The sequence below is a fragment of the Rhodobaculum claviforme genome (genome assembly GCF_016653255.1).
Classification (GTDB): domain Bacteria; phylum Pseudomonadota; class Alphaproteobacteria; order Rhodobacterales; family Rhodobacteraceae; genus Rhodobaculum; species Rhodobaculum claviforme.
This window is the reverse complement of sequence record NZ_NHSD01000241.1, coordinates 1-12,406: the sequence shown is the minus strand read 5'-3', so window position 1 is coordinate 12,406 and position 12,406 is coordinate 1. Positions and strand designations below refer to the sequence as shown.

Sequence of the window (12,406 nt, the reverse complement as noted above, 5' to 3'; positions counted from 1 at the left end):
TATCCCGCTCAGCACACGTCGGTCGTCGACCCGCGGCTTGCCATGGCTCTTTGGAAAGAACGGTCGTAGCCGCGCCATCTGCGCGTCCGTCAGCCAGAACAGATTGCTCATCATGCCCCCCGTTGATCGAGGGCCGTGAATCACGCCAACCGGCGAGCCGCAAGCAGATCAATGGGTCCTGAGCCTAGGCTCGCCTGATGCTCCGTCTCTTCAGCCTGTTCGGCAAGTCGGCCGCGATGAATGCGCTCGACGATGCGCTGCGCGCCTCTGGCGTGCATCCGCTTCTCGTGCCGGAGGCCGTGAAGATCACGGTGGTCCGGCTTCTGAAGCGCGAAGCCACCGCGGCCCCGCAGGAGGCCCGCTTCGCCGAGGCCGCGACGCTTCTCGCCTACTGCATCCTCGGCCGCGATCCGTTCGTCGAAAGCAACGGGGCGCGGGCTGCTGACCGGGCAGACGAACGTCTGGAGGCGGCCATCGCCGCCGGCGACTCGGTCGATGCGAGGTTGATCTTGCTGGCGCTGCATGCGGGGCTGATCGCCCCGGACATCGCCGACCGGATCGACGTCGAGGACCGTTGAGCACAGCGACTATGAGAATGGAACGCCACGCTTGAGCGCAGCGCCTCGAAGCCGGTCGCGCGTTGCATCCGACAGCACGGTGACCATGTAGCCAGAACCCACATCGCCGATGCAGGCCGCGGCATTTGGCGGACCGGCCCGCCAGATCAGACCGATCAGTGCGCACAGCGCGGCGTCGAGTCGATCCTGGTCGGCCTTCCTCGGGGCCGTGATCAGGGCCATGTCCGTGGCCCAGTCGCGGAGATCGTCAACAGCGAGAGCGTCGGCGTTCAATGCAATCGTGGTCGCGACAGACGACCAGTGATCCCGCCGGAATTTCTTGCGGTTCTGCGGATTGTACTTCGGCGCCGCGAGGCGGCGGGCGAAGCTGGCGTTCAGGGCCGGCAGGGCGAGCGCGGGAAAGACCTCGATGAGGTGACGGCCGGCGGTTGCCGCTCGCGCCTCCAGCGGGCGCTGCGGATAGTCGAGCGCGGCAAGGAAGCGCCAGATGGGAGATGCGTCGCAGAACATGCCGCGCTTGCCACGGTTCGCCGGTTGCACGCCGCCGCCGATGAAGGAGACCAGTGACCCGGCAACCTTGTCGACCGGCCGGCTCCCGGTCTGGTTCGGCACCACGGTGGGTTGGTCGACGGCGACGAGCGAGTAGGCGAACCCGCCGCTCGCGGCTTCGACGTATGCGGCTGCCTGATCGAAGGACACGAACCGTGGTTCATCGAACCTCACGACCCCCTGTGGGCTGAAGGAGATCGCGCAGATGGCTCCCGGGTTGCGGGGGGCGTCCGTCCACGCCGAGTCGAAACCGAAGAAGATCGCGCTGCTTTGCGGGTACGTGAGCTTCATGCCGTCCTCCGCAAAGCAGCCTATCGCAATTCTCTCCCGGCGGAAGCGATTCAGGCCTCCAGTCATACACCCTTTCTCTTCCCTCGACCTTCTCGGAGGTGATGGTCAGGCCGAGTTTCTTTTTCAGCGCGCCGGCCATGGCGCCGCGGACGGTGTGCGACCTCCAGCCCAGGCCCTCCACGATCTCCTCGATGGTGGCGCCGCCCTCGGCGCGGAGCATCTCGATCAGCTTCGCCTGCTTCGTACCCGTGCGCGGTGTGCCCGCCTTGGGCGCTGGGTCAGACGCGGCGGGCGCGTCCTGCGGGGGGCTCGCGTCGAGCGCCACGTCGGCGCCCGTGGGCGCGTTGTCGGCGGTGTCGCTCTCGATACCAATGGCGGCGAGGCCTGCATCGTTGATGTGGAGGAGGACCGCGCGGCCCTCCGCATCGTTTCGCCAGATGCGGTTGAGCGCGACGTCGGCCTTGGTCAGTGTATCCGTCGTCGTCTCGGTGACCAGCCCGCGGGAGAGAAGCGCGCGTACCACCTTGGCGGCGGCACCTCCGCGGAGCGAGCCGGGGAGCGGCATCACGTTGCGGTCGTCGCGCTGCGCGGCGGCCGTGAGGATCACGAGCTGGGTGTCGGAAAGCTTGATCATGGGTCGTCTCCGGTTTCGGCCCGCGCGGCATGCGGGGGCTTCTACCACCCCGAGCCGCGCTCCCTCGGGGAGGCGCGGCAGAGGTCCGTGCGTCGGGTCGCGTGTCAAGTCAGCCCCATCCCGGGCAGGGCAGCGCTGGCCGCAGCCAGCTGCGCGGTGGGCAGCTCGATCATGAGATGCGAGATGACGTCGGAGGCTTCGGCCGCGATCCCGTCCTCGCGCAGCGCGGCCTCGATGGCCTCGGCGACGTCGTCGGGGCGCGAGCGGTCGAACTGGTCCGGAAGGGCGGCGTGGTCGATGCGGATCGTGGTGGTGCTCATGGCGGGGGTCCTTTCGGTCTTGCTGGGTGCCGAGGGTCACTCGGCATCGAACAGGATGGCGGCCTCGTCCTCGATCCCGGCGAGCAGGTCGCTGGGCTCGCCCTCGAGCAGGCAGGCGGCTTCGAGGATGGCCTGCAGGAGCAGGCGCTGCGCCTCGGCCGCGTCGTCGCTCTGGAGCCAGCCGTCGCTGATGCGGGCGAGGTCCTCGATGGCCAGCGTGTCGCGGCGGATCAGGGCATGGGCGGCGGCGCGGATGAGGCCGGTGGTGGTGGCAGGGGCGGTCATGGTCGGGGCTCCGTGGTGAGTTGCATCGTCGTCGTGGGACTGTGTTCGCTCTGTCCGCGAGGCTTATCAACTCGATAAGCACATGAAACTGAATGATAATCGGAGCCGTCGATGCAGGGCATGAGCGAGCGCCAGTACGCCGCACATGTCGGTCTGTCACGCGGCGCGATCCAGAAGGCGAAGACAGCGGAGCGGCTGGTGCTGTTCACCGACGGCTCCATTGACGCAGCGGCGAGCGATGCGCGCCGGGCTGAGACAACGGACCCGTCGAAGACCCGCAAGCCACCCGCTCGGAGGTTGAAGCCGGTGCCCGAGGCGGCCGTCAGCGCGGTGGGCGAGACGCTGCGCGAGCAGGGCATTGCCGCGCCCGCGGTCGGTGGGAGCACCACCTTCCTGCAAGCCAGGACCGCGAACGAGGTGATGAAGGCGCAGGAGCGGCGGCTCCGGCTCTCGAGGCTGAAGGGCGAACTGGTCGACCGGGCGCGCGCCGAGACGCTGATGTTCCGGCTGGCGCGCGAGGAACGCGACGCATGCGTCACCTGGCCCGCGCGGGCCGCCGCGCTGATGGCGGCGGAGCTGACCGCGGCGCTGGGGGATGGGGGTGAGGTGGAGGCGGCGCTGATGCAGAAGGTTCTGGAAGCCCATGTCCGCGCCCAGCTCGACAGCCTCGCCGAGATCCGGGTCGGGCTTGGATGAGGACGTCGCCAGGTTCGACGGCGCCGGTGACCTGCTGCGCGCCTGGTCGCGCGGGATCCGGCCCGACCCGGACCTGACGGTATCGGAATGGGCCGACCGGCATCGTTGGCTCAGTTCGCGCGCTTCGGCCGAGCCGGGGCGGTACCGGACCGCGCGCACGCCCTACATGCGCGAGATCATGGACCGGCTCAGCCCCGGCGATCCGGTGCAGCGCGTGGTGTTCATGAAGGCAGCTCAGTTGGGCGCGACGGAAGGGGGCAATTGCTTCATCGGCTTCGTCATGCACCACGCACCGGGCCCGATGCTGGCGGTGCAGCCGACGGTGGAACTGGCCAAGCGGAACTCGCGCCAGCGCATCGACCCGCTGATCGAGGAAAGCCCGGAGCTGCGCGAGCGGGTGAAGCCCGCGCGCTCCCGCGACGCCGGCAACACGATGCTGTCGAAGGAGTTCGCCGGCGGCATCCTGATCATGACTGGCGCCAACTCGGCGGTCGGGCTGCGCTCGACCCCTGCGCGCTACATCTTCCTCGACGAGGTGGACGCCTATCCGGCCTCGGCCGACGAGGAGGGTGACCCCGTCACGCTGGCCGAGGCGCGGTCGCTGACATTCGCGCACCGACGCAAGGTGTTCCTGGTCTCGACGCCCACGATCCGGGGGCTGTCGCGCATCGAGCGGGAGTTCGAGGCCAGCGACCAGCAGCGGTTCTTCGTGCCGTGCCCGCATTGCGGCGAGATGCAGTGGCTGCAGTTCGAGCGGTTGCGCTGGGAGAAGGGGCGGCCCGAGACGGCCGCGTACCACTGCGAGAGCTGCGAGGCGCCCATCGCCGAGCACCACAAGACAGCGATGCTGGCGGCGGGGGAATGGCGGGCGACCGCGACCTCCGCCGATCCGCTGACGGTCGGCTACCACCTCTCGGCGCTCTATTCGCCGGTGGGCTGGCTGAGTTGGGTGCGGATCGCGCGGGCGCATGAGGCGGCACGGGGATCGGACGAAGCGATGCGGGCGTTCCGGAACACCATCCTCGGCGAGACCAGGATGGAGACCGGCGAGGCCCCCGACTGGCAGCGGCTGGCTGACCGCCGCGAGGCCTGGGCGCCGAGCACCGTTCCCGCGGGCGGGCTGTTCCTGACCGCCGGCGCCGATGTGCAGAAGGACCGGATCGAGGTCGACGTCTGGGCCTGGGGCCGGGGACTGGAAAGCTGGCTGGTCGATCACCTCGTGCTCGAGGGCGGTCCTGGCGATCCGGCCTGCTGGCAGCAGCCGACCAACACTCTGGGGCGGACGTGGGAACATGCCAGTGGGCAGCACCTGACCATCGCCCGGCTCGCGATCGACACCGGCTTCGAGACCAGCGCGGTCTATGGCTGGGCGCGGGCCGTGGGCTTCGCGCAGGTGGCGCCGGTGAAGGGCGTCGAGGGCTTCAACCGGGCGAGCCCTGTGACCGGGCCGACCTATGTCGACGCCACCGTCGCCGGCCGGCGCCTGCGCCGCGGCGCCCGGCTCTGGACGGTCGCCACCTCGACGTTCAAGGCCGAGACCTATCGCTTCCTGCGCCAGGAGCGGCCAACGGCGGAGGAGATCGCGGCCGGAGCTTCGTTCCCGACGGGAACGGTGCACCTGCCGAACTGGGCGGATGGCGAATGGCTCAAGCAGCTGACCGCCGAGCAGCTGGTGACGGTCAAGACGCGCCGCGGCTTCTCGAAGCTCGAGTGGCAGAAGCTGCGCGAGCGCAACGAAGCGCTGGACACGCGGGTCTACGCCCGCGCTGCCGCGTGGATCGCCGGTGCGGACCGCTGGCCCGAAGCCCGCTGGGCCGATCTGGAAACCCAACTCGGGGCGAAAGCAGGCGCGGTGCCGGACGCTCCCACCCCGGTGGCGGGGGCGGTTACCCCGCGCGTCTCCGCGCGGCGGCGGACGGTGCGGTCGAGCTACATGGGGTGAGGCCGACTAGACAGCGTCATTCATGGCCGATCCTCGGCACGTAGACTATTGAGCTCCGGTCGATCACGAATGGCGCTGATCGGCGCGAAAGCTTGGGCAGTCCGACGCACTTTTCAGGCTGGAAACCGGATGTCGTGCCCGTAGCGGAGACCGCTTGCTCGGCAGAGCGCCGTGAGCGATCGGACGAGATCTTGCTCTCCGATATTGGCGCTGATCCACCAGCCGGAACGGGTCTGCAAGACACTCAGGTCCCCGCGGCCTCCATGTACCTGCTCGCGCTCGCGAGCGACGTAGCGACGTATTCGCGCCTTCATCTCAGACAATCGCTCGATGGCGGCAGGGTCGAGTTCATGGATCGCATCCACCACGTTGCGGAGCAGCGCCCCCAGCGTATCGGCGCCGACAGGCACTCCAAGAACCGAGGCGACATAGGTGCCGGAGATGGAGTTAGGCCAGGTCGAGGTCGTCGAGGCGACGGGCGGCGCTATTGACGCCGGCACCGGCGGCGCGAGGGCCGGTACATGAGCCTTTTCGATGGGTGCCGCATTCCGAGCCAGATCGGCGCAGCGGGCCGTGACGGCGTCGAGCGTTTCGTCGCCGCTGCGCAGCGCCATGAGCATGGCGACGGTGGACTCGCGCAACGTCACAAGGATGGTGGGTGACGGCTGGATCACGTTCAACGGGTCGCCCTCCCATTGCGAAGTGCGCGTCGCCCGGCGGCAGGGCGCATATGGCAGACGGTAACGATGGCATCTCCCGAGACGACAACCTTGCAGCCGCGCAGCCGCTGGAGCTGCTCGATTTCGCGCTTGCGGCGGGCAATCTCGCGGTCGGCGTCGGCAGCTGTCAGCAGCCACGCATCGTGAGCGAGCGGGGTGGCGGCTTCGAGAACCAGAGCGAGATCGCGCTCGCGCAGGCCCCGCTGGCGTACACGGGCTTCGGCGTGGCGAGTGAGGGCGAGGATGCTCATCGCTTGATCTCCGCGAGATCGATGCCCCATTTGGCTCGCCGCTCTTCCTCGCGGGCCTTCACCTCAGCCGGGATCTGTTCGATGAGCCACTGAACACGCTCGGAGGTCTTTTGCTCACGCTTCAGTTCATCAGGCATGTCTTCGACCATGCCCTCCAGATTGGCCAGCGCGAAATCCGCCCAGTCATCGCCGCCGGTTAGTTCGTCGAGCCAGGTCTTGAAGACGGGCCATTCGGGGAGGCCATCGCCGTAGGGCAATTCAAGATGCTCTGGGTCTATGGCCTTGCCGTCGACTGCTGCCGCAGTGCGACGCAGGAAGTCGATGAAGGGGTTTGTTTCCTCGGGGTTGAACGGGTCCGCCGAGTGGTCCGTCTCAAGAACCAGCCTCCCGAAGATATCCCGTGCGGCCAGGGACTTCTCCTCATCTGACTCCGCGTCCTCGAAATGGAACAGACCGGCCTGAGCATGCCTCAGGTGGCCCGGTACGAGCTGGAATGCTGCATGCACTGCTGCCTTCGACGCCTCAAGCTGCCGGCGCCGTTCCGCCAGGCTCAGCTCCGCCAATAGGGTGAACATCCACGGCGCCGCATCGATCAGGTCGTTGGGCTTCACCCCATAATGCTGGGCCACCCAGCGATAGTTGCTTCGAACGTCATCGCGGATCAGGAGCTTCAACGGGGTGTAGCCGTACTCCTTCCAATCCACGTCACTCAACTCGCTCATCTGCTTGCAGAGATCAGGGGGCTTCACCTCCAGCGCTTTCGCCAGGCTCTCGAGGGTGTGCGTACGCACCTTTTCCGGGCGTATCTTGCCGTTCTCGATGCGCGCAATTGTGCGCTTGCTGATTTTGGAGCGGTCAGCAAGGCGCTGCTGGGAGAGGCCACGCATCTCGCGGAGAGCCTTATGTGTCTCTGGTATGATTGGCATTTCTGTCTCCATATGTCTGTCGGGACAAAAATAGCACCAGTCATTGATGCCACAAGATGTCAAAGCGACGACTTGTGACGTCTTCCGGGCGACAATAAGAGATCAGCCTCGGCCGTCATGTCCCTGTTCGTGGCACCGTCGTTGGGTGACTTCCGGATCCTCATGGAGGATCTTGCCGTGCCATGGCGTCGACCAGTGCCATTCGATGGGTTCGCGGAAGCGCCGTGCCGCGACAAGGCCATGTACCCGGCTCGATGGCCTGCACTCTGATGCGGGTACCGGCGGCGGGGAGACGTTTGGCGGCGGGGCTACTGCCGTCGCCCTGACACCTCACCTTGGCGGGTAGTTTCCGATGCCGACACTCACCGATCTTCGCGCCCGCCGCGAGGCGCTGCTGGCGCAGCGGTCCTCCGGGGTCGCCCGCGTGAGCTACGACGGCAAGACCGTGGAGTATCGCAGCCTCGCGGAGATCGACCGGGCGCTGGAGGCGCTGGATCGGGAGATCGCGGCGGCCGAAGGGCGGCGGATCGTGCGGCAGGTCCGCGTGACGACGGCGAAGGGGCTCTGACACTATGGGGCTGTTCGACAGGTTCCGCCGCCGGGAGACCGGCGGCCCGGCGTCCTCCGGGCTTACGCGGCTCCCCCGGAGCCACGGTCCCTCTGGACTGCGCGCGCGGCTCGAGGGCGCCATGGCGCGGCGCCGGCTGCGCGGCTGGAACCCGCCCTTGGAGAACATCAACGCGCTGGTCGCCTCGGGCGGGCCGCGGCTGCTGGCGCGGGCGCGCGAGCTGGTGGTCACCAACGGCTATGCCGCGAACGCCTGCGAGGCCTTTGCGTCGAACATGGTGGGCGACGGGATCAAGCCGTCCTCGCTGATCGAGGACGCTGCGGTGCGCGATCGCGTCCAGCGCCGCTGGCTCGCCTGGACCGACGAGGCGGACGCGGACGGGTTGACCGACTTCTACGGGCTGCAGGCGATGGTGGCGCGCGAGATGTTCGTGGCCGGCGAGTGCTTCGTCCGGATGCGCCTGCGCCGGTCCGAGGACGGGCTGCTGGTGCCGCTGCAGCTGCAACTCCTGCAGTCCGAGATGCTGCCCTTCGAGAAGACCGAGACTGCGGCGAACGCGAACCGCATCCGCTGCGGGATCGAGTTCGACGCCATCGGCCGGCGCGTGGCCTATCACTTCCGCCGCCGCCATCCGGGGGACAGCACGGATCGGGGCGACGTCATCCCCGAGACGGTTCGGGTGCCGGCCGGGGACGTTCTGCACATCTACCGCCCGATCGACGCGGGCCAGATCCGGGGGCTGCCGCATGTGGCCCCGGCGATGGTGCGCCTGTTCCTGCTCGATCAATACGACGACGCCGAGCTGGACCGGAAGAAGACCGCGGCGATGTTCGCGGGCTTCATCACCAAGACCGCGCCGGAAGAGGCGCTGATCGGCGAGGCCGAGGCTGACCTCGACGGGGCCGCCCTCGCCAGCCTCGAGCCCGGCACCATGCAGGTGCTGCTGCCCGGGGAGGACGTGAAGTTCTCCTCGCCCGCGGACGTGGGCGGCGGCTACGAGGCGTTCCAGTACCGCACGCTGCTGGCGGTCTCGGCGTCGCTGGGGCTGCCTTATCACCTCGTCACCGGCGATGTGCGGCAGGCGAACTACTCCAGCCTGCGGGCGGAGCTGGTGGAGTTCCGCCGCCGGGTGCAGCAGCTGCAGCACGGGGTGCTCGCGCATCAGCTTTGTCGCCCGATCTGGGCGCGGTGGATGGAGACGGCGGTGCTGGCCGGCGTGCTCGACCTGCCGGGGTATCCGGCGGCGCCGGGGCGCTTCCGGGCGGTGCAGTGGATCCCGCCGCGCTGGGACTGGGTCGATCCGCTCAAGGACATCCAGGCGCAGGTGCTGGCGATGGAGGCGGGCATCACCTCGCGCCGCAAGGTGGTCGAGGCCACCGGCTATGACGTCGAGGAAGTCGACCGCGAGAACGTGACCGACGCCCGCCGCGCGGCCGATCTCGGCCTCAGCTACCGCACCGGCCCCGGCGAGACGCAGGGGGCGCGGGCCACGCCCGCCACCCGGCCGGAAGTCGGCGACGGCGCATCGGCGACCGATCCCCCGACAGAACAGGAGTGACAGCATGACCAGCTGGTATGCGATCCGCGCCCGGGGGACCGGCGCGGAAGTGGCAATCTATGACGAGATCGGCGCCCATGGCGCTTCGGCCAAGGGGTTGCTCGAAGAACTGGGTGCGCTGCCCGACGCGGCGCCGATCGATCTGCGGCTCAACAGCCCGGGCGGGTCGGTGTTCGACGCGGTGGCGATCCACAACGCGCTCAAGCGGCACGAGGGGACGGTCACGGTCTGGATCGACGGCATCGCCGCCTCGGCCGCCTCCTACGTGGCGATGGCGGGCGACGAGATCGTCATGCCGGAGAACGCCTTCCTGATGATCCACGACCCCGCGGGGCTGGTGATGGGCACGGCCGACGACATGCGCGCCATGGCCGAGGCGCTCGACAAGGTGAAGGGCAGCCTGGTCGCGGGCTATGCCGGCCGGTCGGGGCGGTCGGCCGAGGACATCGCCGCGCTGATGACGGCCGAGACCTGGTTCGACGCCAGGGACGCGCTGGACGCGGGCCTTGCCACCCGCCTCGCCGAGCCGGTGCGCATGGCCGCCCGCTTCGACATCGCCCGCTTCCGCAACGCGCCGACGGAGCTGGTCGAGGCGGTCGCGGCCGCCACTGATACCGTTCCGGAGGGGAACGGTTCCGAAGCCCATGGCGACATCGTTGGAGACGACATCGTTGGGAACGACGACGTGTCGCCCAAGCTGCGCTGCAGCCCCACAGCACAAGCACGGATGTTGCAGACCACAACATCCCTCCGGCTGGGACGGTGAGCTGCGTTGCGGCCGCCAACGCAGCCCCGGACGCGGGCCGCGACGCCAGTGCCATCCGCGCCGAGGCCATGGCGCACGCCCGGGCCGTTGTCGATCTCTGCCGCCTCGCCGGCCAGCCGCAGTTGGCCGGCCGGTTCCTCGATGGGGACGCCAGCCTCGACGAGATCCGCGCCACGCTGCTCGCCGCCCGCGCCGAGGCCGGGCCCGAGATCACCCCGCATCACCCGCAGCCCGGCCGCTCCACGGTCGCGCGCCCCTGGGGCGATGTCATCGCCCGCACCTTCAGGACGAAAGGATAGTCCCCCATGGCCGTGCTCACCGAAGGCCCGCACCCCGGCAGCTTCCTGATCTGGGAAGTCCTGCGCGACTACACCCGCGAGACCGTCACCCTCGCGTCCGGAGCCGGCAAGCTCGCCCCCGGCACGGTGCTGGGCCGGATCACCACAGGCGGCAAGTACACCGTGCTGACGCCCGGCGCCTCCAACGGCAGCCAGAACGCCGCCGGCATCCTCTGGGGTCCGGCCGATGCCAGCGATGCCGATGCCCCGGGCGTCGTGCTCGTCCGCGGCCCCGCCCTCGTCAACCGCCACGAGATTGCCTGGCCCGACGCCGCGACCGAGGGACAGATCGCCACCGCAACCACGGCGCTGGCCGCGCTCGGCATCCTGCTGCGCTGAGCCAGACAGAGAAAGGACACCGCCATGGCCACCATGGACATCTTCGAAGGTGATGCCTTCACCATCATCGAGCTGACCCGCGCGCTCGAGAACATCCCCTTCAAGCCCGCGATCCTCTCGGGGGCGGAGCTGTTCGGCAGCCGGGGCGTGCGCACCCGCACCGTGATGATCGAGAGCCGCGACGGCACGCTGCAGCTGATCCCCTTCTCCGAGCGCGGCTCGGCCTACGAGAGCCAGATCCCCGAGCGCCGCGAGATGCGCGCCTTCGTCGTGCGCCAGTTCAAGAAGCAGGACGTGCTCTGGGCCTCGGAAATCCAGGGCATCCGCGACTTCGGCTCGGAGTCGGCGGTCCAGCAGGTCCAGACCGAGGTCGCCCACAAGCTGGGGCGGCTCCGGAACGATGCCGAGGCCACCTTCGAGTTCCACCTCTTCAACGGCATCCAGGGCGTGGTGAAGGACCCGAAGGATGGGGCGACCGTCATCAACTACTACACCGAGTTCGGCATCGCGCCCGCGGCCGAGGCGGACTTCGACCTCGACAACGCGACCCCGGCCTCGGGGGCGCTGCGCAAACGCTGCCAGGCGATGATCGAGAGCGTCGAGGACAGCCTCGGCGGCCTCGCGGCCGGCCAGGTGCAGCTGCGCGCCGAATGCGGCTCGGCCTTCTTCGCCGACCTGGTGGCGCACAAGGAGGTGCGCGAGACCTATCTCAACACCGCCGCTGCCGCCGACCTGCGCGGCCGCGTGGGCGAGGAGGTCAGCTTCGGCGGCATCACCTTCCGCCGCTACCGGGGCGGGCTCGGCTTCGGCGTGCCGACCGACAAGGCGTATTTCTATCCCGAGGGCGTCGAGGGCCTGTTCGAGATCTACTTTAGCCCCGCCGACACCTTCGAGACCGTGAACACGCTGGGCCTGCCGCTCTATGCGCGCATGATCCCCGACCGCGATCGCGACGAATGGGTGCGCCTCGAGATCGAGAGCAACCCGCTGCCCATCTGCACCCGACCGCAGGTGCTGCGCAGCGCCCGGCGGACCTGATCACTCAGAGGGTGACCTCGTACCGGGCACGAAGTTCATCGAGATGCGGGGCCAGCCAGGGCGCCGGCCCTGTCTCCTGCCAGCGGGCCCAGAGATCGGGATAGCTCATGGCCTCGAAGGCCGGTGTCGACCCGGCCACCGGCCCTGCGAAATCCGCGATCTCCTGACGGTGCTCGGTGAACACCCGATGCGCCTCCGGGTTCGCGGGCTCCCAGAACAGGTACAGAAGCGTCACGGGGCGACCGCCGAAGGTCCTGGCCAGGCCGAAGGCATGCTTTATCATCTGCGCGGCATCCAGCCAGACGTAGCTGTCGGGCGCGTCCATCAGGCGCAGCATCTCGCGGAAATACCCCTGCTCGCGGCGCTCGTCGCGGATCTGCTCCGCATAGGCGGGCGAGAACACGGCGCGGTGCGTCGCGAGATACTCCGTCAGCTTGGACTCGATCCCCACGACCGCTCCGGGGCCCCTGACAAGGACGTCTGAACCGCGCCGGGTTTGCCGGAGGCTCCAACTCTTGAGTAGGATGGAGCATCATGAGCAAGACAACGAACAAGTTTTCTCAGGAAGTGCGTGACCGCGCGGTGCGGTTGGTCCTGGACAACGAGGG

At 68.7% G+C, this 12,406-nt stretch carries 17 protein-coding genes and 1 pseudogene; 9 read left to right on the top strand and 9 right to left on the bottom strand.

What is annotated here, in order from left to right:
* A pseudogene (locus tag CCR87_RS08740) lies at nt 1-111 on the bottom strand (IS5/IS1182 family transposase); the annotation flags it as partial.
* An 86-nt stretch (nt 112-197) separates the two neighbouring features.
* On the opposite strand from CCR87_RS08740, the gene CCR87_RS08735 reads away from it, so the two are divergent.
* Nucleotides 198-578, top strand: coding sequence for a hypothetical protein (locus tag CCR87_RS08735; protein ID WP_201157145.1), 381 nt, complete (start codon nt 198-200; stop codon nt 576-578).
* 9 nt (nt 579-587) lie between these two features.
* On the opposite strand, the gene CCR87_RS08730 is transcribed toward CCR87_RS08735, so the two are convergent.
* The 4 genes from CCR87_RS08730 to CCR87_RS08720 form a co-directional block, all read right to left on the bottom strand.
* On the bottom strand, nt 588-1,388 hold the full coding sequence (locus tag CCR87_RS08730; protein WP_338048899.1) for a DUF429 domain-containing protein: 801 nt from the start codon (nt 1,386-1,388) through the stop codon (nt 588-590).
* Nucleotides 1,288-2,052, bottom strand: coding sequence for a DUF3489 domain-containing protein (locus CCR87_RS17255; RefSeq protein WP_338048898.1), 765 nt, complete (start codon nt 2,050-2,052; stop codon nt 1,288-1,290). The genes CCR87_RS08730 and CCR87_RS17255 overlap by 101 nt, the downstream gene beginning before the upstream one ends.
* Nucleotides 2,053-2,156: 104 nt before the next feature.
* Nucleotides 2,157-2,372, bottom strand: coding sequence for a hypothetical protein (locus CCR87_RS08725; RefSeq protein WP_201157143.1), 216 nt, complete (start codon nt 2,370-2,372; stop codon nt 2,157-2,159).
* Between the two features lie 36 nt (nt 2,373-2,408).
* The gene (locus CCR87_RS08720; protein ID WP_201157142.1) at nt 2,409-2,657 is read right to left on the bottom strand and encodes a hypothetical protein; all 249 of its coding nucleotides are present in this window, start codon (nt 2,655-2,657) and stop codon (nt 2,409-2,411) included.
* Between the two features lie 111 nt (nt 2,658-2,768).
* On the opposite strand from CCR87_RS08720, the gene CCR87_RS08715 reads away from it, so the two are divergent.
* Together CCR87_RS08715 and CCR87_RS08710 are read left to right on the top strand one after the other, a co-directional pair.
* Nucleotides 2,769-3,353, top strand: coding sequence for a hypothetical protein (locus CCR87_RS08715; RefSeq protein WP_201157141.1), 585 nt, complete (start codon nt 2,769-2,771; stop codon nt 3,351-3,353).
* Nucleotides 3,301-5,295: a phage terminase large subunit family protein gene (locus CCR87_RS08710; RefSeq protein ID WP_201157140.1), complete on the top strand. Its 1,995-nt coding sequence runs from the start codon at nt 3,301-3,303 to the stop codon at nt 5,293-5,295. The genes CCR87_RS08715 and CCR87_RS08710 overlap by 53 nt, the downstream gene beginning before the upstream one ends.
* 113 nt (nt 5,296-5,408) lie before the next feature.
* Here the strand turns inward: CCR87_RS08710 and CCR87_RS08705 are convergent, their stop codons facing one another.
* Genes CCR87_RS08705 through CCR87_RS08695 form a run of 3 tightly spaced genes read right to left on the bottom strand, consistent with a single transcriptional unit; the run spans nt 5,409 to nt 7,191 of the window.
* Nucleotides 5,409-5,975, bottom strand: coding sequence for a hypothetical protein (locus CCR87_RS08705; protein WP_201157139.1), 567 nt, complete (start codon nt 5,973-5,975; stop codon nt 5,409-5,411).
* Complete coding sequence (locus CCR87_RS08700) at nt 5,972-6,265, bottom strand: hypothetical protein (protein ID WP_201157138.1); 294 nt, start codon at nt 6,263-6,265, stop codon at nt 5,972-5,974. Before CCR87_RS08700 ends, CCR87_RS08705 begins: the two co-directional genes overlap by 4 nt.
* The gene (locus CCR87_RS08695; protein WP_274609764.1) at nt 6,262-7,191 is read right to left on the bottom strand and encodes a helix-turn-helix domain-containing protein; all 930 of its coding nucleotides are present in this window, start codon (nt 7,189-7,191) and stop codon (nt 6,262-6,264) included. The genes CCR87_RS08700 and CCR87_RS08695 overlap by 4 nt, the downstream gene beginning before the upstream one ends.
* Before the next feature lie 352 nt (nt 7,192-7,543).
* On the opposite strand from CCR87_RS08695, the gene CCR87_RS08690 reads away from it, so the two are divergent.
* The 6 genes from CCR87_RS08690 (at nt 7,544) to CCR87_RS08665 (ending at nt 11,798) form a co-directional block, all read left to right on the top strand.
* Entirely contained in the window at nt 7,544-7,759 is a 216-nt protein-coding gene (locus tag CCR87_RS08690; RefSeq protein WP_201157136.1) for a phage head-tail joining protein, read from the top strand.
* A 121-nt stretch (nt 7,760-7,880) separates the two neighbouring features.
* Nucleotides 7,881-9,317: a phage portal protein gene (locus CCR87_RS08685; RefSeq protein ID WP_242511930.1), complete on the top strand. Its 1,437-nt coding sequence runs from the start codon at nt 7,881-7,883 to the stop codon at nt 9,315-9,317.
* Between the two features lie 4 nt (nt 9,318-9,321).
* The gene (locus CCR87_RS08680) at nt 9,322-10,083 is read left to right on the top strand and encodes a head maturation protease, ClpP-related (RefSeq protein WP_201157134.1); all 762 of its coding nucleotides are present in this window, start codon (nt 9,322-9,324) and stop codon (nt 10,081-10,083) included.
* A complete protein-coding gene (locus tag CCR87_RS08675; RefSeq protein ID WP_201157133.1) occupies nt 10,080-10,382 on the top strand; it encodes a hypothetical protein in 303 nt (100 codons plus the stop codon). Before CCR87_RS08680 ends, CCR87_RS08675 begins: the two co-directional genes overlap by 4 nt.
* Nucleotides 10,383-10,388: 6 nt before the next feature.
* On the top strand, nt 10,389-10,760 hold the full coding sequence (locus CCR87_RS08670) for a head decoration protein (RefSeq protein ID WP_201157132.1): 372 nt from the start codon (nt 10,389-10,391) through the stop codon (nt 10,758-10,760).
* A 24-nt stretch (nt 10,761-10,784) separates the two neighbouring features.
* The gene (locus CCR87_RS08665) at nt 10,785-11,798 is read left to right on the top strand and encodes a major capsid protein (RefSeq protein WP_201157131.1); all 1,014 of its coding nucleotides are present in this window, start codon (nt 10,785-10,787) and stop codon (nt 11,796-11,798) included.
* A 4-nt stretch (nt 11,799-11,802) separates the two neighbouring features.
* Here CCR87_RS08665 and CCR87_RS08660 read toward each other — a convergent pair whose 3' ends face one another.
* Nucleotides 11,803-12,324 carry a PGN_0703 family putative restriction endonuclease gene (locus tag CCR87_RS08660; protein ID WP_420850158.1) on the bottom strand — a complete coding sequence of 174 codons (522 nt, stop codon included), beginning with the start codon at nt 12,322-12,324 and terminating at the stop codon, nt 11,803-11,805.
* Between the last annotated feature and the right edge of the window lie 82 nt (nt 12,325-12,406).

What these genes read in the sequence shown, in the direction of transcription:
- CCR87_RS08735 (WP_201157145.1), top strand. Translation starts at nt 198, where the DNA reads ATGCTCCGTCTCTTCAGCCTGTTCGGCAAGTCGGCCGCGATGAATGCG.
- CCR87_RS08680 (WP_201157134.1), top strand. Translation starts at nt 9,322, where the DNA reads ATGACCAGCTGGTATGCGATCCGCGCCCGGGGGACCGGCGCGGAAGTG.
- CCR87_RS08720 (WP_201157142.1), bottom strand. Translation starts at nt 2,657, where the DNA reads ATGACCGCCCCTGCCACCACCACCGGCCTCATCCGCGCCGCCGCCCAT.
- CCR87_RS08670 (WP_201157132.1), top strand. Translation starts at nt 10,389, where the DNA reads ATGGCCGTGCTCACCGAAGGCCCGCACCCCGGCAGCTTCCTGATCTGG.
- CCR87_RS08725 (WP_201157143.1), bottom strand. Translation starts at nt 2,372, where the DNA reads ATGAGCACCACCACGATCCGCATCGACCACGCCGCCCTTCCGGACCAG.
- CCR87_RS17255 (WP_338048898.1), bottom strand. Translation starts at nt 2,052, where the DNA reads ATGATCAAGCTTTCCGACACCCAGCTCGTGATCCTCACGGCCGCCGCG.
- CCR87_RS08665 (WP_201157131.1), top strand. Translation starts at nt 10,785, where the DNA reads ATGGCCACCATGGACATCTTCGAAGGTGATGCCTTCACCATCATCGAG.
- CCR87_RS08685 (WP_242511930.1), top strand. Translation starts at nt 7,881, where the DNA reads ATGGCGCGGCGCCGGCTGCGCGGCTGGAACCCGCCCTTGGAGAACATC.
- CCR87_RS08710 (WP_201157140.1), top strand. Translation starts at nt 3,301, where the DNA reads ATGTCCGCGCCCAGCTCGACAGCCTCGCCGAGATCCGGGTCGGGCTTG.
- CCR87_RS08695 (WP_274609764.1), bottom strand. Translation starts at nt 7,191, where the DNA reads ATGCCAATCATACCAGAGACACATAAGGCTCTCCGCGAGATGCGTGGC.
- CCR87_RS08715 (WP_201157141.1), top strand. Translation starts at nt 2,769, where the DNA reads ATGCAGGGCATGAGCGAGCGCCAGTACGCCGCACATGTCGGTCTGTCA.
- CCR87_RS08690 (WP_201157136.1), top strand. Translation starts at nt 7,544, where the DNA reads ATGCCGACACTCACCGATCTTCGCGCCCGCCGCGAGGCGCTGCTGGCG.
- CCR87_RS08700 (WP_201157138.1), bottom strand. Translation starts at nt 6,265, where the DNA reads ATGAGCATCCTCGCCCTCACTCGCCACGCCGAAGCCCGTGTACGCCAG.